A 19,857-nucleotide genomic window follows, 5' to 3' on the forward strand; every position below is an offset into this window, starting at 1 on the left:
AAACCATGCAACTTACTAAGCCCGCTAAATTCGGAACCTATTCCCAAGATGACGTCGTTTTTCTATTGAAAGATTTAAGTGATGTGAACCTTGAGGACTCTACCGCCAATCGTGAACGGAGAATTCAATCGGGCGGGCATTATAGCGAGTCGCTGCCAATTGAATACCAGCCTCCAAAAGAGTATGTCGCGCTTTTTTGGGAGACCTTACAGCAATTTAAACAAAAGACAGCCTTATGCATCGGTATTGTTTCAGAGAGAATTTTTCAGTTAAAGGGAAGGAACACTGTTTTGGTTTCCCTTGCCCGTGCCGGGACACCTGCGGGGATATTAATCAAAAGATATCTGCAAATGCAGTATGGAGTTTCATTGCCACATTACAGTGTTTCTATTATCCGCGATCGTGGAATCGATGAAAATGCGATTCAATATATTCTTCAACAGTACTCAGAAGAAAATATTCAATTTGTTGATGGCTGGACAGGTAAAGGTGCGATTTCACTTGAGCTGACAAAAGCCTGTCACCAGTATGAACAAAAATACGGGGTAAGGCTGGATGATCGCCTGGCCGTGATTGCCGACCCAGGCTATTGCACAACCCTCTTTGGAACTAGAGAAGACTTTTTAATCCCTAGTGCCTGCTTAAATTCCACCGTGTCCGGGCTTATCAGCAGAACGGTTTTAAATGAAAGGTATATAGGAAAAGATGATTTTCACGGAGCCAAATTTTACAAGGAATTGATCAAAGATGATGTTTCCAACAAGTTTATTCAGCTGATAGCGAATGAATTTCCAGGCATTGCAAACGAAGCAAAAAAAACCGCGGCACGAATGAATCAGCAAGTGATTGAAACGGGCTTTTTGGGGATAAAGGATATTCAGAGGATACAAGCGGATTTTTCAATCGAAAATATCAATTACATTAAACCAGGTGTCGGGGAAACGACAAGGGTTTTGCTCAGAAGGATTCCGTGGAAAATACTAATGCGTGATGCTTCCAGTCCATTTGTGCAGCATATCTTGATGCTGGCAGAAGAAAAAGGTGTTGAGGTGGTGGAATATCCCGAGCTGAACTATTTGTGCTGCGGCATCATCAAGTCGCTGAAGGAGCAGAACAAATGATTATTGCCTCTGATCTTGACCGCACGTTGATGTATTCTGCCAGAGCAATTAAAGAGCTAAACGCTGCTGAAGAACAAGAATTGAAACCAGTCGAAATGAAAGAGGGCCGCTGGATTGGTTTTATGACGGAAACCGCTCTTAGGAATCTTAAACAATTATCTCAACAAACTTTATTTATCCCCGTAACCACAAGAACAACAGATCAATTTAACCGCATTGTTATCTTTGAAACAGATATCGCGCTTAAATATGCGATTACGGCAAATGGTGCCGATATTTTGTATTATGGCAGGAAGTTGGAAGAATGGTCTGAACAGGTGTTACAAACAATGAATACAGAATCGCTGTCAATGGCAGAAATGTTGGCATTGTTAAAATCGGAGGGCTTTTCTTATGCTAGTGAATTACGGCAGGTAGAAAATCTCTTTTTCTATTATCATTTCAAAAGTGTTCCGGATTTGCTTGATAAAAATGCTCTCCATGCTTTGGCAGCCGTTTCCGGGTGGAGAATATCGCTGCAGGGACGAAAGCTGTATTTTATTCCCAAGGCTATCAGCAAAGGGGCGGCTTTGGAATTTATCTGCCAACGTGAAGGGTTAAAAGCCGTAGCTGGTGCGGGAGATTCAATCTTGGACTGGGATTTTTTGCAGCATTGTCAGCATCGATTTGTGCCAAAACACGGAGAACTGGTAAGCAGGTCCGAGCATGGTCTTTTTACTGTGATTGAGCAAACAGGTTTAAAAGCAGGAGAAATGATTATCAAGGAATTCTTAAAATTGATCCCGCTTAATTGTCCATCTTTTAACAACAAAATAATAAAAACTGGAAAACAAACTGTAACAGCCAATGAAGAAGAAAATCGACAATGAAAGAGAATGAAATACCGGCGTAAGAAACAACGTGAAGATGAGGCTAAATACCAATAAATCGAGAAAAATGAAAAAATCAGATGCCATCACATCCATCACATCCGTTAATTCCTCATAAACAAGTTCCACCTTGGGACGTTTATATAAAAATCTCATTGCGAGCACCTACTTTAATATTGGTATTCAATACTATGTAGGGAGAAGAAAAAAGGTGAAGGAATGGAGGGCGGCCATCGATATATTGAAACATTTTTTTCGTTCTTTCGTATAAACATATGAACCATTTAATTAACTGTGATATGATAAAAAGGGCTGCCTTACATAAATTTCTAATCATACCTAATTCAAGTTTTGCTATAAAAGGGAAGGGGTTATGAATGAATTTATCTTTAAATCAATTAAACATCCGACCTGTAGCCCTTACATCTGAAAATTGGCAGAAAATGCTCCGAAAACCGCTTCAGGATAGGCCCCATTTTTCCTTAGAAAATGGGACGATTCAAATCGGGCAAGTATTAGGGGAATTTCTTGGAGTACCAATTGACGCAGATGAGTACTATAATCAGCTTTTCGACTATGTTTCCTCAAAAGAGTTAGATTTACATTTGCTTAATGAGGATTCTCTTGATAAGACGATCGATAATAGACATTTTCAGGCCATCCAAAGGGTTATTAATATCCATCAGGAGCAAAACCTGTCCATCAACCGCTTTACCGCATTCCTTGACGGGGAGCAGCTGCTGTTAAAAGCAACCGTGCCGGTGCTCCAGCGAAAATTACGGGAAGCAATGGTTGCCACGCTCGAGTTGTTTACGAACCGTGAACAAGACGGCTTGAAAAGTCACGAATTAAGACGTGTTCTAGTAGACTTGGTGAAGTGGTCGATGAACCATCTTGCCTCACCGCTGGAGAAGGCTGACCCGCAAAAATCAATGCCCAAGTTTCTCTGGTATGGGGATGTGAAAAAGAGCCACCAATATTTTTTATATTATTTAATCAAGCTTGGCTGTGATATTGTGGTTTTTCATCCCGGAGGCATGGATATTTTAGGGGAAATCCTTCAGGAGCCGGTCTTTATTCACCGTTACCCCAACAATCTGCCGCCGGAACCATTTCCAACTGAAAAACGGAGCCGGAAAACAACGGTTGCATACAGGGCTTCCAAGGAAATTGAAACGATTCTTAATCAAGAAGGCTCAGGCCTTTATAAGCCATGGCAATTAAGGAACTACACTCCATCATCATTGACGCTCAAAACAACCTATGATGAAATCTTTATTGTCAGTAAAGAAATCGCCATGATTCGGCCGGAATTTCAGGTGAGCGGCGGCGAGGTAAAGATCCCTTCCATTTTTGCGAAAATCCACGGTGTCAGCAGGGATCGCAAGGAATATTGGGAGCGTCTTCATGCACTATCTCAATTGGACAATAGCCTATTGATTCGCAGACTGCCGATTACTTTACCGAGCCAAAGCGATTTCCGCTTTCACTATCGGAATGCGCTAGGGAAGAATGGGGTGCTTCTTCCGGAGAAAATGATGCAAGGACATTACTGGCCCTATTCATTTCTGCCATTAGGCCTGCAAAAGGGACTGGCTAATGCGATAAAGAGAGTATGTGAGAAACCAGGTTTAAAATCCTTACCAGGGGAAAGTCTGGAAGAAGTAAAAATATACCTGTTTACCCAGGCGATGTTTATCCCGAAAAGTATTATCCAGCTGCTCGAAAGATTTGATTACTCTCAAGAGGTTCCCAAATTGATTATTTTTAATAATGAGACGACAGGGATGTTTTCAAGAACGGATGCGGCGATCCTTCTTTTACTCAACCAATTTGGCCTCGATCTGATTGTATATAACCCTACTGGTCACAATGATATTGAAAATTATCTTGATGAATCCTTATTTGACAGCCATTGGCTTGAGGATGTGGTCTTTGATTTGGAGTATAAAGAGCCTTCTCATTCCATATTCAAAAAGCGAATTTTTCATGGGATATTAAAAAACTTAAGGGGAGATTAACCAGTGAATCTTACACCAAATTCAACGAGTGGTTTAACACCTGCAGAAGATTTATTAACCGAAGCAAAAGTATCGGATATCAAGCTGGCCCTGCGTAAGGAACCGGAAGTGCAGAACTTGGCCCGGTCTATTGATGAACGCGACCAAATTCAAGTATTAGAGTTTGGCAAGGAGCCGGCTGAACAAATTTCCCGGTTCTCCGATCAAATCTTAGGAAATATGCGGACAACAAAGGTAGAGGATTCCGGCGAGCTGTTAAAACAGCTTGGTCGGATTATGGATAAATTTGATCCAAAAGATTTTCAAAAGACATCGGGCGGTCTTTTCGGCAAGTTGTTTAAAAAAGGGGAAAAAGTCATTGAAAAGCTTTTTGGAAAATATCAGACGATGGGATCCGAAATTGACAAAGTTTATCTGGAAATTTCCAAGTACCGCCAGGAAATGGTGGACTCCACAACGATGCTTGAAAATATGTATGAACAAAACTATCAATATTATTTAACCTTGGAGAAATATGTGGTTGCCGGTGAATTAAAAGTTGAGGAGTTGAAAAATATTCAGCTGCCCCAGCTCGAAGCCCGCGTTGCTTCAGGGGACCAGCTTGCTTCAATGCAGTTAGATTCTCTAAAGAACTCAATTGAACTGTTGGAACAGCGAATTTATGATCTAGAAATGGCCAAAATGGTAGCACTGCAAACAGCACCGCAAATCCGGATGCTCCAGCGGGGAAATACCAAGCTGATTGGGAAAATTAATTCTGCTTTTGTAACGACCATTCCAATTTTTAAAAATGGGTTGATTCAGGCAGTTGCCGCCAAAAGGCAAAAGCTTGTGGCCGATTCGATGAGTGAATTGGACCGTCGTACAAATGAAATGCTGTTAAGAAATGCGCAAAACATTTCTCAACAAAGTACCGATATTGCCAGACTAGCCGGTGCCCCAAGTATAAAAATTGAAACGATTGAAGAATCGTGGAATACTATCATCAAAGGAATGCAGGAAACAAAAGCAATAGAAGAGGAAAATAAACGGTTACGTGAAGAGGGGACCAAGCGTTTAGAACAATTGACGCAAAACTTTAAGCAATTAAAACAACAATCTTAGATTGTTTAAAAATATGGATGAGGTGAAAAAAATGGCGATCAATTTACAAAAGGGACAAAGAGTGGATTTAACAAAAAGCAATCCGGGTCTAACAAAAATTCTCGTCGGTTTAGGCTGGGATCCCGTTCAAAACAAAAGCGGCGGTGGCGGTTTCTTTGGTTCGCTATTTGGCGGTGGTGGTGGTGGCCAAGCAAACATTGACTGTGATGCTTCGGTTATAATGCTCGGTGCCAATGACAAACTCGGGAGCAATAAAGATGTCATTTATTTTGGCAATTTACGAAGCAATGACGGCAGTGTTCAGCACTCCGGCGACAATTTGACCGGTGATGGCGACGGTGACGACGAGCAAATTTGGGTAGATTTAAGCAGAGTTCCTGCCAATATTCAAAAGCTCGTGTTTGTCGTTAATATCTACGATTGTGTAAAAAGAAAACAGCATTTTGGGATGATTCAAAACGCCTTTATTCGGATTGTGAATCCTAACAATCAACAAGAACTGATTCATTACAACTTGACAGATAATTACAGTGGCCTAACTTGCCTGATAACCGGTGAAATCTATCGCCATGGTAACGAATGGAAGTTTGCTGCAATTGGTTCAGGGACAACTGCAGCAAGTCTTAGTGAAGTCGTCCGTTCCTACAGTTAACGAAGAAAAATCTGTTAGAGGTGATGATATTGGGCATCAATTTATCAAAAGGACAAAGAATTGATTTGACGAAAACGAATCCGGGCTTAACGAAAGTCATTGTTGGTCTTGGCTGGGATACAAATCGCTATCATGGTGGCTATGACTTTGACCTGGATGCATCTGCTTTTCTTACTGATTCTAACAGCCGGGTAATCAATGATCATGATTTTATTTTTTACAATAATTTGGTTCATCCTTCAGGTGCAGTTGAACATACAGGTGATAATCGCACTGGTGAGGGAGACGGAGACGACGAGCAAATTAAAATTGATTTCAGCAAAGTTCCTTCACATGTCGATCGGATTGCCATTACGGTAACAATTCATGATGCCGAGGCAAGGAACCAGAATTTTGGACAGGTCAGCAACGCTTTTGCGCGAGTTGTTGATGAAGAGTCGGGCAGAGAAATTCTTCGGTTCGATCTTGGTGAGGATTTTTCCGTTGAAACCGCCGTAGTCATCTGCGAGTTGTACCGACATAACGGTGATTGGAAATTCAATGCTGTCGGCAGCGGATTTGCAGGAGGGTTGGCTGCTCTTTGTAGAAATTTTGGTTTAGAAGTTTAACGGCTGGAAGAGGCTGTCCCAAAAGGTTAATGTCCTTTTGGGTCCAGCCTCTTTTTTGGAGCTTATAATTGCTTAAGCCCTTGAACTAAATTAAAATAAAATAAGATGATTGGCAGTTAGAGGAGTGTACAAATTTGAAACAATATTTAGACTTATGTAAGCATGTGTTAGAAACTGGAACGGTGAAGGGTGATCGCACCGGAACCGGAACCATCAGTACTTTTGGCTATCAAATGAGATTTCCTTTAGCGGATGGCTTCCCACTGTTAACAACAAAAAAACTACATTTAAAATCAATTATTTATGAACTGCTTTGGTTTTTACAGGGCGATACCAATGTTCGTTACCTGCAGGAGCATGGCGTCCGCATTTGGAATGAGTGGGCGGATGAAAATGGTGAACTGGGACCGGTGTACGGTCATCAATGGCGTTCCTGGACCGGAGCCAATGGGAAAACAGTTGATCAAATCAGCGAGTTAATTGAGCAAATTAAGACCAATCCAAATTCGCGGAGATTGCTGGTTAATGCCTGGAATGTCGCGGAGATCGAGCAAATGGCACTGCCGCCTTGTCACTGTATGTTCCAATTTTATGTGGCCGATGGGAAGCTTTCCTGCCAGTTATATCAGCGTTCCGCTGATGTCTTCCTTGGCGTGCCATTTAATATTGCTTCCTACGCACTGCTGACGATGATGATTGCCCAAGTTTGCGGGCTTAAGCCCGGTGAATTTATTCATACGTTTGGTGATGTTCATATTTATCTGAATCATCTGGATCAGGTGAAGCTGCAGTTGACAAGGGAACCGCGGCCGCTGCCAACATTAAAAATTAACCCTGATGTTAAAGATATTTTTAATTTTAGCTATGAGGATTTTGTATTAGAAAACTACAACCCGCATCCTCACATTAAAGGAGTAGTCAGCGTATGATTTCTTTTATTGTGGCAATGGATGAAAATCGGCTAATTGGCAGGAATAATCAGTTACCCTGGCACCTGCCCGAGGATTTGAAGTTTTTTAAACGGATGACCTTAGGACATCCGGTGGCAATGGGAAGAAAAACACACGAATCAATTGGCCGGACACTCCCAGGCCGGGAAAATTTAATTATAACCCGTCAATTTGGGTATCAATCTGAAGGCTGTAAAATATTTTACTCAATCGATGATTTTATCCATTACTGCCGAGAACAAAATGAAGAAATTTTTGTGATTGGCGGTGCGGAAATTTTTAGAGAGACGTTGAAATACGCGGAACGCCTCTACATTACCCTCATACATCATCAATTTGAAGGCGATACATACTTTCCGGCATTCAATTTAGCAGACTGGAAATTGGTTTCAAGTGAAAAAGGGCTAAAAGATGAGAAGAATCCATATGATTATGAATTTAGAATTTATGAAAAGAATGCGAAGGTTCTCGTTTCTTAAGCTATAATGAAAAAAGCATCAGCTTTAAAGCTGATGTTTTTTTCATATTTACTAGTAATTTAATATCCATTAATTTCATATTCGGCTAATTTGGCTAGCATTCCCTGGAATTCGTGTGGATGGCAAAATTCCTCCTCACGGAAATGTGCTTTCACCCAGGCTATTAGTTCTTTCGGGCTATTAAAATACTCTCCGCTTCGATCGCTTTTTCGAATGGTGTACCTTCCATTGTCATCATCGATTGTTACCTCCACTGGCAGGGCCCCATCAAAACTGCAAAGTGAAAATTCCATCCAACTCACATCCTATCCTAAATTAATTTTCATTAGTATATGTTACTAATGATCCAATTATATGCAAAAAAAGTAATGTTGTCAAAATATTTTAAAAATTCCATTAAGATTTTCTTCATTGACTTCAAATCAGGATATTGTTAAATTGACTATAGAGATGGATAAGACATGAATTGTTCATCATACTATTACGTGTTTTATTGAAGTTTGTGAATCTTCTATGAATTATTTTAAAAAATTTTCCCAAACGCAATCCTTAGTACTATAATCGTAGTAGTCATTACAACAAATAAAGGGGAGATACTTCATGTTTTCAAATATCGGAGTACCCGGATTAATTTTGATTCTAGTTCTAGCACTGATTATTTTTGGACCGAAAAAATTACCTGAAATTGGAAAAGCTTTTGGACAAACATTAAAGGAATTTAAAAAATCAACAAGAGAGCTTACAGAAGATGTAATGGAAGATATTAAAGATGAAAAGGAAAAATTGACTAAATAAGGGTGTAAGATTTTGTGTCTTGCACCTTTTTCTTCTCAACTTACCAGATTATTATTGTGTTATGGGTTAATATTGGCCATCATACTTGGTAAAAACGACATAAAATATTTTTAACCTTTGAAATTGGCAGGGGAAGTAAATGGAAGACAAAGAATTACAGTTGGTTGATCATTTAGAGGAATTACGAAAACGAATTATTATTACGGCACTTGCCTTTATTGCTTTTTTTATCTTAGGGTTTATCTACGTCGGTGATATTTATAAATGGTTTGTTCGCGATTTGGATGTTAAATTACTCGTTCTTGGTCCTAGTGATATTATCTGGATTTATTTTATGCTCGCGACTATTGTTGCCATTGCCGGAACAATTCCGGTGCTGGCCTTTGAAATATGGCTGTTTGTAAAACCGGCTTTAAAACCAAACGAAAGAAAAATTACTCTTTCTTATGTACCAGCACTATTTTTTCTATTTGTTTTTGGACTTGCTTTTGGGTATTTTGTTATTTTCCCAATGGTGCTGAAATTCCTGGTAAACATAGGAGCCGATATGTTTGTCACAAATTTTACTGCAGAGCGGTATTTCCGTTTTATTCTGAATATGACACTTCCATTTGGAGTATTATTTGAGTTGCCGGTAGTGGTTATGTTTTTAACTTCACTCGGCATTATAAATCCATTTGTTTTAGCAAGGGTTCGTAAATATGCTTATTTTGTCCTTGTTATTATCGCAGTAGTCATTACACCGCCGGACTTTATGTCTGATTTTGTTGTTACTCTGCCGCTGATCTTGCTATATGAAATTAGCATAAACCTGTCGAAATTTGTTTACCGTAAGCGATTAAAGAAACAGCAGGAAGAAGAGATGTTAGAGTTAAACTAAGCAGACCTTAAGGAATTTGATTCCTTAGGGTCTTTTTTTGCGTATATTTAGAGAGAAAATGGTTTTTAGAACTTAATTAATGTGAAGTTTATCACTAATGTTTTTTATATAAACATCATAAGCATGCAATTAAGGCGAATTTGTGACTATTTGGAGAATAACAGGACGAAATTTTTAAACTATACTACAATTATTTTATATCAAGATTTCTATTTTTGGAGGGGAAGGCGGATGTCGAAGAAAGAGAAAACGGTTTATGAAGCCGCACTGGAACATGGATTTTCACGTCGTGATTTCTTGAAGATGTGTACGGCGCTGGCAGCGACGCTCGGTCTGGAATTTACCCAGTCCGATCAAGTGGTGAAAGCCATGGAAACAAAAACTAGAGTACCAGTTGTATGGCTGCAATTCCAAGATTGTACAGGTTGTTCAGAATCATTTATACGTTCGTCACAACCTAAAACTGAAAGCGTATTACTTGAGATGATTTCACTTGAATATTCTGAAGTACTTTCCGCACCATCCGGGCATCAGGCTGAAGCATCAATGGAACAGGTTTTAAAAGACTATAAGGGTAAATACATACTTGCAGTTGAAGGAAGCATTCCAAAAGATGATGCTTACTTAATGGTTGGAGGAAAATCTGCCAGAGAAACATTTATCAAAATGGCTGACAATGCCCAGGCTGTCGTTGCCTACGGTTCGTGTTCCGCCTGGGGGGGGATTGCCGGTGCTTCTCCAAATCCAACTGGTGCGAAACCGGTTACAAGCTTTGTGAGTAATACCCCGGTTATCCTTGTTCCGGGTTGCCCGCCAATTGCTGAGGTTATGACGGGAGTGATTGCACATATTATTACATTTGGAAAACTTCCGGAACTTGATCATTTAGGCCGGCCGAAGGCGTTTTATCGCCACAGAATTCATGATAAATGTAACCGGCGTGCCTATTTTGATGCAGGACTGTTTGTTGAATCCTTCGATGATGAAGGGGCCAAACAAGGCTATTGCTTGTATAAAGTGGGCTGTAAAGGACCTACCACCTATAATTCATGCGCGGAAATGCGCTGGAATGGCGGAGTGAGTTACCCGATTCAGTCCGGTAACCCATGCATAGGCTGCTCCGAAAAGGATTTTTGGGATAATGGTCCATTCTTTACAAGAAGAGCGAAAATTCCTGGAACGCAAACAACGATTAATCCGGATTCCGTCGGCTTAGCAGCTCTTGGCGTAACAGCAGCAGGAATCGCTGTCCATGCAACTGGGACAGTGGTTAAGAAAAAGATGGACGAAAAACGGGGTGAAGAATAATGAGCGAACGAATTGTAGTAGATCCAATAACAAGAATTGAAGGCCATCTGCGCGTTGAAGTTGATGTAGATGAAAAAGGTGTGATTAAAGACGCCTATAGTTCAGGCACGGCTGTCCGCGGTTTGGAACTGATTGTAAGAGACCGTGACCCGCGCGATGTCTGGGCATATGTGCAAAGAATCTGCGGTGTGTGTACGACGACACATGCTCTCGCATCTGTCCGGGCAGTGGAAGATGCCCTAAAGATAAAAATTCCTAGAAATGCCCATTTAATACGTGACATCATGAACGAAGCTGTATTTATCCATGACCATGTAGTCCATTTCTATCATTTGCATGCATTGGATTGGGTTGATGTTGTAAGTGCAACAAAAGCCAATCCGGCAGAAACATCCAAGATTGCACAATCGATTTCGAAATGGCCAAACTCATCACCTGGCTATTTTGCCGATGTGCAAAACAAAGTGAAAAAGCTTGTTGCTAGCGGTCAGTTGGGTATTTTTGCCAACGGATACTGGGGACATAAGGCCTATAAACTTCCACCGGAGGTAAATTTACTGGCTGTTGCCCACTATTTAGAAGCTTTAGATTGGCAAAAAGAGATTGTAAAAATCCACACCATTTTTGGAGGGAAAAATCCACATCCACATTATGTAGTGGGTGGTATGGCCACGCCGATTGATATCAATAGCGATAACGGGGTGCACGCGGAAAGATTGATGCACGTTTCGCAACTTATTGACCAAGCTAGAGACTTTGTCACACAAGTATATATCCCTGATTTGCTGGCAATTGGGTCATTCTACAAAGATTGGACATATGGCGGCGGTTTGAATAACTATCTTTGCTACGGTGATTTCTCCACTGGAAGCCTTTATGATCACAAACTTTACCGGATGCCGCGTGGTGTTGTCTTAAATGGCAATCTTAATGAGGTCCTTGAGGTTGATCTCGAAGATCCAAAGCAAGTACAAGAATTTATTGATCACTCTTGGTATACATACGATGGTAAAGATGCCGGTGATGGCAAACATCCGTATGATGGGGAGACAGAATTAAATTATACAGGGCCAAAAGCACCATATAAAACATTGGACACAGACAAAAAATACAGCTGGCTGAAGGCACCTAGATGGAAAGAAAATCCAATGGAAACAGGTCCGTTAGCGCGGATGATGGTCGGCTATGCTGCTGGCAAAAAGGACATTGTTAATATTGTTGATGATACATTGAAAAAACTGGGACTGCCAATTAGCGCATTACAATCAGCTCTCGGTCGTACAGTGGCCCGGGGGATTGAATCGGTATTAATTTCCGAATGGATGCGAAATGATATGGATGCTCTATTGAAAAATATTAAGAACGGTGATCAAGTCACGTTTGATCGCTCGAAATGGGAACCAAACACATGGCCTGAACGTGCAAAAGGCGTCGGCTGGATCGAGGCACCGCGTGGAGCTCTTGGTCACTGGATTGATATTGAAAATGGAAAAACAAAAAATTATCAAGCTGTTGTACCAACTACATGGAATGCTTCACCGCGCGACCATCAAAATAATATCGGCGCCTATGAAGCTTCACTTAAAGGGACACCACTGTTAAATAAAGAGCAGCCGCTTGAAATTATGCGGATTATTCATTCCTTTGACCCTTGTCTTGCATGCGCTGTCCATCTGACAGATTTGGAATCTAAAAATACAACCGAAATTAGATTAGGTTAGGAGTGAGATAAATGGATGCGCCAAAATTACCAACGCAAATGCCAGGGGGACCTACATCACATCCTAATCATGCAGTGGGAATCAATAGCGAGAATTCATTTCACCCGGAGAAACCAATTGTCTATCAAAAGGTAAAAAATGAAGTTAGGGTCTATGTATGGAACTTGCCGGTCAGAATTTTTCACTGGCTCAATGCCTTGGCTATTGTGGTCTTGATGGTGACAGGAATATATATTGGCAAGCCGTTTTCGTCGGCAGGAATTCCCGGGGATGCCTATTATTCCAACCTTATGGGCTGGATGAGGTATATTCATTTTTTTGCTGCTTTCTTGTTTACCGCCAACCTTATGTATCGGTTATTTTGGTCAGCGATCGGTAATAAATTTTCCAGATCCAATCCATTTCGCCTGATATTTTGGAAAGAAGTCTGGGAAACGATTAAATTTTATTTATTTTTGAAAAATAAAAAGCCGCATTATATTGGTCATAACCCATTAGCTCAGCTCAGTTATTGGATTTTCATCTTCTTTGGGTCGTGGATTATGATGCTGACAGGTTTTTCATTATATTTTGAACCACAGCCTGAGTCGTTCTGGGCCAAACTGTTTACTTGGGTTCCGACGGTGTTCGGAGGTAGCAGCTATATGGTTCGTTCCTGGCACCATCTGATTGCATGGGCGTTTATGCTCTTTATGATTATTCACATTTATATGGCTGTTCGCGATGACTATCTTGAACGAAATGGAACAGTATCTTCAATTTTTACTGGCTATAAGACAGCAACGAATCATTCAGTAGGTGAAAAAGATGGCGAATAAGGAGAGAATCAAAAAAATTACGATTCTTGGGATTGGCAACACCCTCTTTTCTGATGAGGGTGTTGGCATTCACCTTTTGCCTCTTTTAGAGGAGAAATATAAGGATGATGACCTAATTGACATCATCGAAGGCCAGACAGACGGAATGAAGTTATTAGGTCCAGTCGAGGATGCGGAAAACTTAATTATTATTGATGCCATCAATGCCGGAAAGGAAGGCGGCAGCATCATTAGGCTCGAAGGTGAAGAGATACCTGCCTATTTTGGAATCAAAATGTCTATTCATCAAATGGGATTTCAAGAGGTTTTATTTGCTGCCAAATTACGCGAACGCTATCCTAAGCAGGTTGTCATGCTTGGCATGCAGCCTAGCTCGCTTGAGTTGGGGGTTGGATTAACAAAAACCAATCAAGAAAAATTATCTGAATTGGCAAATTCAGTCATCGAGCAGGTGGAAAGATGGAGAAATGCATCATGAACCGGGCTGAATTTTTTAAAGAAATGTCAAATAGTCTTTTGCAAACTGTTAAATCTGTCTATGAACCGTTTATTAGTGATGATTTGGAAAAGGTCGAAAACGCCGCAGACCGGGTTCTTGGAATTACCTGGTACCCCTTATTGGAGGATAGAGGACAAGATCCGTTGCTTGAAATGCACTATACAGCTGGAAAGCCAATAATAGTTTCACGTTATGGAACGAACATGCAGGTATTTGACGGTGTATGTCCTGTATGTTCGAATATTATTATGCTATCAACACTATATTCAAAGGGTAAATGTTTAAATTGTCAAAAAGAATTCAATTTTAACACGGGAATCGGAGAGTTAAAGTTGTATTCTTTACCTGTAAAGTATAAGCAGAAAATGGTTTATGTCGGTTTGCAAACAAGTCCGAAACAAGGTGACAAGCATGCATGAAATGGCGTTGATGGGAGATATCGTTCAGTTGATTGAGGAGGATGCAACCGCCCAAGGGATTACGAAAATTGAAAAGGTTGAGCTTATTGTTGGAGAAATTTCCAATGCAATGCCGGATGCCTTAAGGATGGCGTTTGAAATTTTCCGTGATCAGAATTTACATTTCTTTTCCCAAGATGCACAATTAGTGATCCATACAGAAGAAGCAAAGGCGCAGTGTGTTCTGTGCGGAACGCAATATAGACCGAGGCAAAAAATCGCCCTCTGCCCGGAATGTAAAATTCCCTCAGGAAAATTGCTATCAGGGGAAACATTTCAGATTTTATCATATGAAGGGAGTTCTGACTGATGAAGGTTACGTTGAGGACAGATGTATTGACTAATAACAATAAGGCTGCTGAATTTAACCGTGAACTGTTTGAAAGCACCAAAACGTTAGTTATTAATCTAATGAGTTCACCGGGAGCGGGCAAAACAACATTATTGGAGGAAACGGTTCGAGCGTTATCAGAAAAATATCGGATTGCTGTCATTGAGGGAGATTTAGCAACGGAGCGGGACGCAAACCGTATCAGGTCAATGGGGGCGAAAGCAGTGCAAATTAATACCCATGGAGGCTGCCATTTAGATGCAAGAATGGTTGCAGCAGCACTTGGGGAATTTGACCTTGATGAAATCGATATTTTATTTATTGAGAATGTCGGGAATCTTGTCTGCCCATCAGGTTATGACCTTGGGCAAAACCATAAGGTTGCCGTTTTAAGTGTTCCGGAGGGTAATGATAAAATTACCAAGTATCCGCAAATGTTTATGCGGACGGAACTGGTGTTGTTAAATAAAATTGATCTGCTGCCATATCTTGACTTTAATGTGGAGGAAGCGAAACAGGATTTAAGTGAAATTAATCCACAATCAGTGTTAATCCCATTGTCAGCAAGGACAAATGAAGGGCTCCATGAATGGTTTTCTTGGATTGAAGGAGCATATAACCGATGCGTTCAGCAGTAAACATAGCGGTCCATGGCAGGGTTCAAGGCGTAGGGTTTAGGCCTTTCGTCTTCCAACTTGCCCAAAAATTATCACTGCAGGGCACAGTGCAAAACAACATGGACGGCGTGAAAATTTATCTTGAAGGTGAGAAGTCTGCGATAGAGGAGTTTCTAACAGATCTGAAAACAAAAGCTCCAAGACTTTCAAAGATTCATAATATTATTGTGGAAGATAGCGAGCTAAAAAGTGCCGAGGCCTTTTCTATTATTGAAAGTGATCGGCATGGTACATCAATGCTTGTCATTCCGATTGATTCGGCCGTTTGTGACGATTGCTTGAGAGAAATGAATGACCCGGAGGATTTTCGTTACCAATACCCCTTCATCAACTGTACCCAGTGCGGACCGCGATATACGATTATCGATGAATTACCTTATGACAGACCGTATACTTCAATGGGTGGCTTCCCCATGTGTGATGATTGCCGGAAGGAATATGAGGATCCAACAAACCGCCGTCATCATGCACAGCCGATTGCCTGTCCAAAATGCGGCCCAAAAGTAACTTTACTCGATTCAAATGGGCAGGTATATGAAGCAGAGAATTCGATAGAGGTTACCATCAGGTTATTAAAAGCAGGAAAAATTATCGCCATCAAAGGGATTGGCGGCTATCATCTGAGCTGTGATGCCCGGAATGAGCAAGCAGTTGCTACCCTACGCAAAAGAAAAAATCGGCCCAATCGGCCTTTGGCAGTCATGGCTGCATCAATTGCTGCCGCGAAGGAATTTGCGGAAATAAGTCAATCAGAAACAGACCTGCTGAGGAGTCCGGAGGCACCAATAGTGATTTTGAAAAAAAATCGCCGGTATCCATTGGCCGAAAGTGTTGCCAAGGGAATGCGCACGATTGGTGTAATGTTACCCTATTCACCTTTACATTACTTATTATTTGCTGACCCTGAATTATCCTGCCTAGTGATGACCAGTGCCAATCCATCTGGCCTGCCAATCCTTTATCGTGATGATGAAGTATTTCAGTATCTCTCCGGGATTGCCGATTTCTATCTCGTTCATAATCGGGAAATTCTGCATCCTGTCGATGATTCAGTTGTTCAACTCAATAATGGAAAGCTTGATTTCTTCAGGCGTTCTCGGGGCTATGTACCAGATCCATTTACAACGGAACAAGATGTTACCGGTATCGTTGGATTTGGAGGTCAGCAAAAAACAACCTTTACAATCGGCAGAAATGAACAAATTTTTATTGGACCACATATTGGCGACCTGGAAAATATCGAAACAATTAACCATTATCGCCACGAATTGGACCACCTGTTGAAGTGGATTGATATTCCTAAGACCACCGCTGTTATTGATGCCCATCCGGGTTATCAAGTACGGAATGTAGTAAAGGAATATGATTTTTCAGAAGTCGTGGAAGTTCAGCATCATCATGCGCATATGGCGGCATGTATCGAAGAACACCATATTCCCGGGAGAGCATTTGGAATTATCCTGGATGGTACAGGATACGGTCCTGACGGTAATATTTGGGGGTTTGAAATTCTTTATGGCGATGCGGCTCAATATGAACGCATGGCTCATTTATGCTATACACCACTCCCCGGAGGAGAGAAGTGTATTCTGGAACCATGGCGAAATGCTGCGGCGATGTTGATTCAGTTACTCGGTGAAGATGGTGTCAGACTCGCCCAAACCATTTTTTCTGATAAAGAGAGAGAAATAAATGTGTTAAAAAAGCTGATCGAGCACAATTTGAATACCGTCTATGCCGGTACCTGCGGCAGGTTGTTCGATGCGGTTAGCGCGATTTGTGGTGTGACAAAGGTATCTAGCTATGATGGCGAGGCAGCCATTCAGTTAGCGGAACTTGTCGATGAAAATAACAACTTTGAACCATATTCATTTGATTTGCAAAAAGAAAAAATGATGATGATTAATTTTTCATCAATGTTAAAAGAACTTGCCGACGATGTTATTAAGAAAAAGCAAATATCATTGATTAGCGGAAGGTTCCACGAAACTGTGGTACAGGCGATTGTATTAACGATGGATGAATTACTGATGAAAAACCCATCTGCGGAAAAGAACGTTGTATTATCCGGTGGCAGCTTTCATAACCGTTATTTGAGAAAACGGATCACTAATGAACTACAGGCAAGAGGCTTTCAAGTTTTTGTTCCTGAAAGTATACCATGTAATGATGGTGGCTTATCATACGGTCAATTAGCTGTTGCCGCGGCGAAACGGAGGTCATAAACATGTGTGTTGGCGTACCCGCAAAGGTTATAAAAAAAGAAGAGTACAGTGCATTGGTCGATGTATTAGGATCACAGACAACTGTTGGAATTATTTTTGTTCCGGAAGTTGAAATTGGCGATTATGTGATTGTCCATGCTGGTCAGGCCATGAGTATTGTCGAAGAAGAATATGCACGCCAAAGTGTCGAGGAGTGGAAGAAACTTGTCAATGCTCGAAATCCTGAAACAGTCTAGTAATCCTGAAATTTGCAAACCGCTGGTTGATGCCGTCATTCAAAAAGCTGTGGAGTTTCGGCAAAAGTTTGGCCGCAAGCCTGCTTTCATGGAGGTATGCGGTTCCCATACGATGGCGTTGGCACGTACAGGTGTAAAGCAATCGTTGAAGGATTATGTTCAGTTAATTTCCGGACCGGGCTGCCCTGTCTGTGTCACCGACCAGCGCTCAATCGACGCGATGATTGCCCTTGCTGAAGGGGACAATCGCATCATTTGCACGTTTGGTGATATGATGCGGGTGCCGGGCTCTAACAGAACATTGCTGGATTCCAAGATTGCCGGTAAGGACATCCGGGTTTTGTATTCGCCTGTCGATGCCGTAAAGGTTGCCAAAGATAATCCAGATAAAGAGGTCATTTTCCTTGGGGTCGGATTTGAGACCACCATCCCAATATTAACACTAATGGTTGGGGAAGCGGAAAAACTTAGGCTGGATAATTTTTCAATTTGGATGACGACAAAGCTTGTTGAACCAGTATTGCGGTATTTATTAGAGGCAGGTGAGGTTCAGCTGGACGGTTTTCTCCTTCCTGGGCACGTTTCGATTGTCTTGGGTGAGGATGCCTATCAATATTTGGTTACCGAATACAATATTTCCGGTGTCATAACTGGATTTGAGCCGGCAGAGCTGCTCTCGGGAATCTATAAATTGATCGATTTGGCGATCAATGGTCAGGCTTCCATCCTCAATAATCATCCTGCCGTTGTACGAAAAGCAGGAAATCAAGTAATCCACCAGTGGCTGGAAAAATACTTGACCGAATGTGATGAAGCTTGGCGCGGAATGGGCGTAATTCCCAGAAGCGGTTTAGACCTTAAACCCGAGTACGACAAGTATAATGCCAAGAAAAGGTTTACGGTAGAAGTCGGGGAGCCGAAGAAGACGAAATGTCGTTGTGGTGAGGTTATAAGAGGTTTAATTTCCCCAAATGAATGTCCTTTGTTTGGAAAAGCCTGCCATCCCATGAACCCAATTGGACCATGTATGGTCTCGGCAGAAGGAAGCTGTGCCGCTTATTATCAATACATGAGGGAGAGCTTTTGATGGAAACATATATTAGTTTAGCGCATGGTGACGGCGGTGAGTTGAGCCATCGGTTAATTCGTGATATTTTTGTTTCGGCTTTTGGTGATAAAAATGCTGTTATGTTTGATGCTGCAGCAATTACGATGGCCACTCATAAAATTGCCGTGACTACTGACTCGTTTGTAATAAAACCAATCTTTTTCCCAGGCGGTTCTATTGGTAAATTGGCAGTGGCGGGAACAGTCAATGATCTTGCCGTAAGCGGAGCCAAGCCGGCATACTTGACATGTGGGTTTGTGATTGAAGAAGGATTTCCCATTTCTAATCTAAAAAAAATTGTCACTGATATGGCGAATGAAGCAAAAAAATCAGGTGTAACCATTGTAGCTGGTGACACAAAGGTGGTAGAACGCGGTAGCGCCGATGGCGTTTACATTAATACAACTGGTATCGGTGTCTATCAACCTGAGATTGGCTGTAGTTTGGAGTTTGCCGAGGGGGATGCTGTTATCGTCTCAGGCACAATCGGTGATCACGGAATAGCTGTGCTCACTGCCAGAGGGGAATTGGGGATTACAGCCCCGGTAAATAGTGATTGTGCATCGTTAAATAATATGCTTGAAGCGATTCTTAAGGATACCAGCGGTATAAAGATTATGCGCGATCCCACAAGAGGAGGGCTTGCCACGACGCTGGTTGAAATCGCCGAAGATTTCCAATTAACGATTAACATACAGGAGACGGCTATTCCTGTAAAAGCTGAAGTTCACGGGGTTTGTGATTTATTAGGTTATGACCCGCTATACTTAGCTAATGAGGGGAAAGCAATTATCATTGTTTCCGCTAAAGAAAAAGATAAAGTCGTTGAGATCCTGCGAAAATTTCCTGAGGGAAAAGATGCAGCAATCATCGGCTCCATTAGCAGTAAGGAAAAAGGCCGGTTGCTATTGGAAACACCGCTTGGCGCCAAACGATTATTGACGAGACTTTCAGGTACAATGTTTCCGAGAATTTGCTAACATATCATGCTGTCCAA

22 protein-coding genes are annotated in these 19,857 nt (G+C 41.4%); 21 read left to right on the top strand and 1 reads right to left on the bottom strand.

Annotation, left to right across the window (positions count from 1 at the left end; translation table 11 throughout):
• Nucleotides 1–5: 5 nt before the first annotated feature.
• From JK635_RS16720 to JK635_RS16755, 8 genes are all read left to right on the top strand, one after another.
• Nucleotides 6–1,121, top strand: coding sequence for a cysteine protease StiP family protein (locus tag JK635_RS16720; RefSeq protein ID WP_202655099.1), 1,116 nt, complete (start codon nucleotides 6–8; stop codon nucleotides 1,119–1,121).
• Nucleotides 1,118–1,990, top strand: coding sequence for an HAD family hydrolase (locus JK635_RS16725; RefSeq protein ID WP_202655100.1), 873 nt, complete (start codon nucleotides 1,118–1,120; stop codon nucleotides 1,988–1,990). The genes JK635_RS16720 and JK635_RS16725 overlap by 4 nt, the downstream gene beginning before the upstream one ends.
• 377 nt (nucleotides 1,991–2,367) lie before the next feature.
• Nucleotides 2,368–4,011, top strand: a complete 1,644-nt coding sequence (locus JK635_RS16730; protein ID WP_202655101.1) for a YceG family protein — start codon at nucleotides 2,368–2,370, stop codon at nucleotides 4,009–4,011.
• Between the two features lie 3 nt (nucleotides 4,012–4,014).
• A complete protein-coding gene (locus JK635_RS16735) occupies nucleotides 4,015–5,115 on the top strand; it encodes a toxic anion resistance protein (RefSeq protein ID WP_202655102.1) in 1,101 nt (366 codons plus the stop codon).
• A 31-nt stretch (nucleotides 5,116–5,146) separates the two neighbouring features.
• Nucleotides 5,147–5,767, top strand: a complete 621-nt coding sequence (locus JK635_RS16740; protein WP_202655103.1) for a TerD family protein — start codon at nucleotides 5,147–5,149, stop codon at nucleotides 5,765–5,767.
• Nucleotides 5,768–5,796: 29 nt separating this feature from the next.
• A complete protein-coding gene (locus JK635_RS16745; RefSeq protein ID WP_202655104.1) occupies nucleotides 5,797–6,375 on the top strand; it encodes a TerD family protein in 579 nt (192 codons plus the stop codon).
• A 134-nt stretch (nucleotides 6,376–6,509) separates the two neighbouring features.
• Nucleotides 6,510–7,304 carry a thymidylate synthase gene (locus JK635_RS16750; protein WP_202655105.1) on the top strand — a complete coding sequence of 265 codons (795 nt, stop codon included), beginning with the start codon at nucleotides 6,510–6,512 and terminating at the stop codon, nucleotides 7,302–7,304.
• The gene (locus JK635_RS16755; protein ID WP_202655106.1) at nucleotides 7,301–7,804 is read left to right on the top strand and encodes a dihydrofolate reductase; all 504 of its coding nucleotides are present in this window, start codon (nucleotides 7,301–7,303) and stop codon (nucleotides 7,802–7,804) included. Before JK635_RS16750 ends, JK635_RS16755 begins: the two co-directional genes overlap by 4 nt.
• Nucleotides 7,805–7,863: 59 nt before the next feature.
• On the opposite strand, the gene JK635_RS16760 is transcribed toward JK635_RS16755, so the two are convergent.
• Nucleotides 7,864–8,097 carry a hypothetical protein gene (locus tag JK635_RS16760; RefSeq protein ID WP_202655107.1) on the bottom strand — a complete coding sequence of 78 codons (234 nt, stop codon included), beginning with the start codon at nucleotides 8,095–8,097 and terminating at the stop codon, nucleotides 7,864–7,866.
• A 307-nt stretch (nucleotides 8,098–8,404) separates the two neighbouring features.
• On the opposite strand from JK635_RS16760, the gene tatA reads away from it, so the two are divergent.
• From tatA to hypE, 13 genes are all read left to right on the top strand, one after another.
• On the top strand, nucleotides 8,405–8,599 hold the full coding sequence (tatA, locus tag JK635_RS16765) for a twin-arginine translocase TatA/TatE family subunit (RefSeq protein ID WP_202655108.1): 195 nt from the start codon (nucleotides 8,405–8,407) through the stop codon (nucleotides 8,597–8,599).
• A gap of 139 nt (nucleotides 8,600–8,738) precedes the next feature.
• Nucleotides 8,739–9,479, top strand: coding sequence for a twin-arginine translocase subunit TatC (gene tatC / locus JK635_RS16770; protein ID WP_202655109.1), 741 nt, complete (start codon nucleotides 8,739–8,741; stop codon nucleotides 9,477–9,479).
• A 231-nt stretch (nucleotides 9,480–9,710) separates the two neighbouring features.
• Nucleotides 9,711–10,787, top strand: coding sequence for a hydrogenase small subunit (locus tag JK635_RS16775; protein WP_202655110.1), 1,077 nt, complete (start codon nucleotides 9,711–9,713; stop codon nucleotides 10,785–10,787).
• Nucleotides 10,787–12,508 (top strand): nickel-dependent hydrogenase large subunit, encoded by a 1,722-nt coding sequence (locus tag JK635_RS16780; protein ID WP_202655111.1) that lies wholly within the window; start codon nucleotides 10,787–10,789, stop codon nucleotides 12,506–12,508. The genes JK635_RS16775 and JK635_RS16780 overlap by 1 nt, the downstream gene beginning before the upstream one ends.
• A gap of 11 nt (nucleotides 12,509–12,519) precedes the next feature.
• Nucleotides 12,520–13,326 (top strand): Ni/Fe-hydrogenase, b-type cytochrome subunit, encoded by an 807-nt coding sequence (gene cybH, locus JK635_RS16785; protein ID WP_235888176.1) that lies wholly within the window; start codon nucleotides 12,520–12,522, stop codon nucleotides 13,324–13,326.
• Nucleotides 13,316–13,804 carry a HyaD/HybD family hydrogenase maturation endopeptidase gene (locus JK635_RS16790; protein WP_202655112.1) on the top strand — a complete coding sequence of 163 codons (489 nt, stop codon included), beginning with the start codon at nucleotides 13,316–13,318 and terminating at the stop codon, nucleotides 13,802–13,804. Before cybH ends, JK635_RS16790 begins: the two co-directional genes overlap by 11 nt.
• On the top strand, nucleotides 13,786–14,244 hold the full coding sequence (locus JK635_RS16795; protein WP_202655113.1) for a hypothetical protein: 459 nt from the start codon (nucleotides 13,786–13,788) through the stop codon (nucleotides 14,242–14,244). Before JK635_RS16790 ends, JK635_RS16795 begins: the two co-directional genes overlap by 19 nt.
• Nucleotides 14,237–14,593 carry a hydrogenase maturation nickel metallochaperone HypA/HybF gene (locus tag JK635_RS16800; protein WP_202655114.1) on the top strand — a complete coding sequence of 119 codons (357 nt, stop codon included), beginning with the start codon at nucleotides 14,237–14,239 and terminating at the stop codon, nucleotides 14,591–14,593. Before JK635_RS16795 ends, JK635_RS16800 begins: the two co-directional genes overlap by 8 nt.
• A complete protein-coding gene (gene hypB, locus JK635_RS16805) occupies nucleotides 14,593–15,252 on the top strand; it encodes a hydrogenase nickel incorporation protein HypB (protein ID WP_202655115.1) in 660 nt (219 codons plus the stop codon). The genes JK635_RS16800 and hypB overlap by 1 nt, the downstream gene beginning before the upstream one ends.
• The gene (gene hypF, locus JK635_RS16810) at nucleotides 15,237–17,516 is read left to right on the top strand and encodes a carbamoyltransferase HypF (RefSeq protein WP_202655116.1); all 2,280 of its coding nucleotides are present in this window, start codon (nucleotides 15,237–15,239) and stop codon (nucleotides 17,514–17,516) included. Before hypB ends, hypF begins: the two co-directional genes overlap by 16 nt.
• A 2-nt stretch (nucleotides 17,517–17,518) precedes the next feature.
• Nucleotides 17,519–17,752, top strand: a complete 234-nt coding sequence (locus JK635_RS16815) for a HypC/HybG/HupF family hydrogenase formation chaperone (RefSeq protein ID WP_202655117.1) — start codon at nucleotides 17,519–17,521, stop codon at nucleotides 17,750–17,752.
• The gene (gene hypD, locus JK635_RS16820; protein ID WP_202655225.1) at nucleotides 17,727–18,839 is read left to right on the top strand and encodes a hydrogenase formation protein HypD; all 1,113 of its coding nucleotides are present in this window, start codon (nucleotides 17,727–17,729) and stop codon (nucleotides 18,837–18,839) included. Before JK635_RS16815 ends, hypD begins: the two co-directional genes overlap by 26 nt.
• Complete coding sequence (gene hypE / locus JK635_RS16825; protein WP_202655118.1) at nucleotides 18,839–19,840, top strand: hydrogenase expression/formation protein HypE; 1,002 nt, start codon at nucleotides 18,839–18,841, stop codon at nucleotides 19,838–19,840. Before hypD ends, hypE begins: the two co-directional genes overlap by 1 nt.
• Nucleotides 19,841–19,857: the final 17 nt, after the last annotated feature.

The organism is Neobacillus paridis (assembly GCF_016765675.1).
In the GTDB taxonomy this organism is placed as follows: domain Bacteria; phylum Bacillota; class Bacilli; order Bacillales; family Cytobacillaceae; genus Neobacillus; species Neobacillus paridis.

Excerpts from the sequence above, each read along its gene's own strand:
- JK635_RS16720 (WP_202655099.1), top strand. The coding sequence starts at position 6 with ATGCAACTTACTAAGCCCGCTAAATTCGGAACCTATTCCCAAGATGAC.
- JK635_RS16725 (WP_202655100.1), top strand. The coding sequence starts at position 1,118 with ATGATTATTGCCTCTGATCTTGACCGCACGTTGATGTATTCTGCCAGA.
- JK635_RS16730 (WP_202655101.1), top strand. The coding sequence starts at position 2,368 with ATGAATTTATCTTTAAATCAATTAAACATCCGACCTGTAGCCCTTACA.
- JK635_RS16740 (WP_202655103.1), top strand. The coding sequence starts at position 5,147 with ATGGCGATCAATTTACAAAAGGGACAAAGAGTGGATTTAACAAAAAGC.
- JK635_RS16755 (WP_202655106.1), top strand. The coding sequence starts at position 7,301 with ATGATTTCTTTTATTGTGGCAATGGATGAAAATCGGCTAATTGGCAGG.
- JK635_RS16760 (WP_202655107.1), bottom strand. The coding sequence starts at position 8,097 with ATGGAATTTTCACTTTGCAGTTTTGATGGGGCCCTGCCAGTGGAGGTA.
- tatA (WP_202655108.1), top strand. The coding sequence starts at position 8,405 with ATGTTTTCAAATATCGGAGTACCCGGATTAATTTTGATTCTAGTTCTA.
- tatC (WP_202655109.1), top strand. The coding sequence starts at position 8,739 with ATGGAAGACAAAGAATTACAGTTGGTTGATCATTTAGAGGAATTACGA.
- JK635_RS16775 (WP_202655110.1), top strand. The coding sequence starts at position 9,711 with ATGTCGAAGAAAGAGAAAACGGTTTATGAAGCCGCACTGGAACATGGA.
- JK635_RS16780 (WP_202655111.1), top strand. The coding sequence starts at position 10,787 with ATGAGCGAACGAATTGTAGTAGATCCAATAACAAGAATTGAAGGCCAT.
- cybH (WP_235888176.1), top strand. The coding sequence starts at position 12,520 with ATGGATGCGCCAAAATTACCAACGCAAATGCCAGGGGGACCTACATCA.
- JK635_RS16790 (WP_202655112.1), top strand. The coding sequence starts at position 13,316 with ATGGCGAATAAGGAGAGAATCAAAAAAATTACGATTCTTGGGATTGGC.
- JK635_RS16795 (WP_202655113.1), top strand. The coding sequence starts at position 13,786 with ATGGAGAAATGCATCATGAACCGGGCTGAATTTTTTAAAGAAATGTCA.
- JK635_RS16800 (WP_202655114.1), top strand. The coding sequence starts at position 14,237 with ATGCATGAAATGGCGTTGATGGGAGATATCGTTCAGTTGATTGAGGAG.
- hypB (WP_202655115.1), top strand. The coding sequence starts at position 14,593 with ATGAAGGTTACGTTGAGGACAGATGTATTGACTAATAACAATAAGGCT.
- hypF (WP_202655116.1), top strand. The coding sequence starts at position 15,237 with ATGCGTTCAGCAGTAAACATAGCGGTCCATGGCAGGGTTCAAGGCGTA.
- JK635_RS16815 (WP_202655117.1), top strand. The coding sequence starts at position 17,519 with ATGTGTGTTGGCGTACCCGCAAAGGTTATAAAAAAAGAAGAGTACAGT.
- hypD (WP_202655225.1), top strand. The coding sequence starts at position 17,727 with ATGCTCGAAATCCTGAAACAGTCTAGTAATCCTGAAATTTGCAAACCG.
- hypE (WP_202655118.1), top strand. The coding sequence starts at position 18,839 with ATGGAAACATATATTAGTTTAGCGCATGGTGACGGCGGTGAGTTGAGC.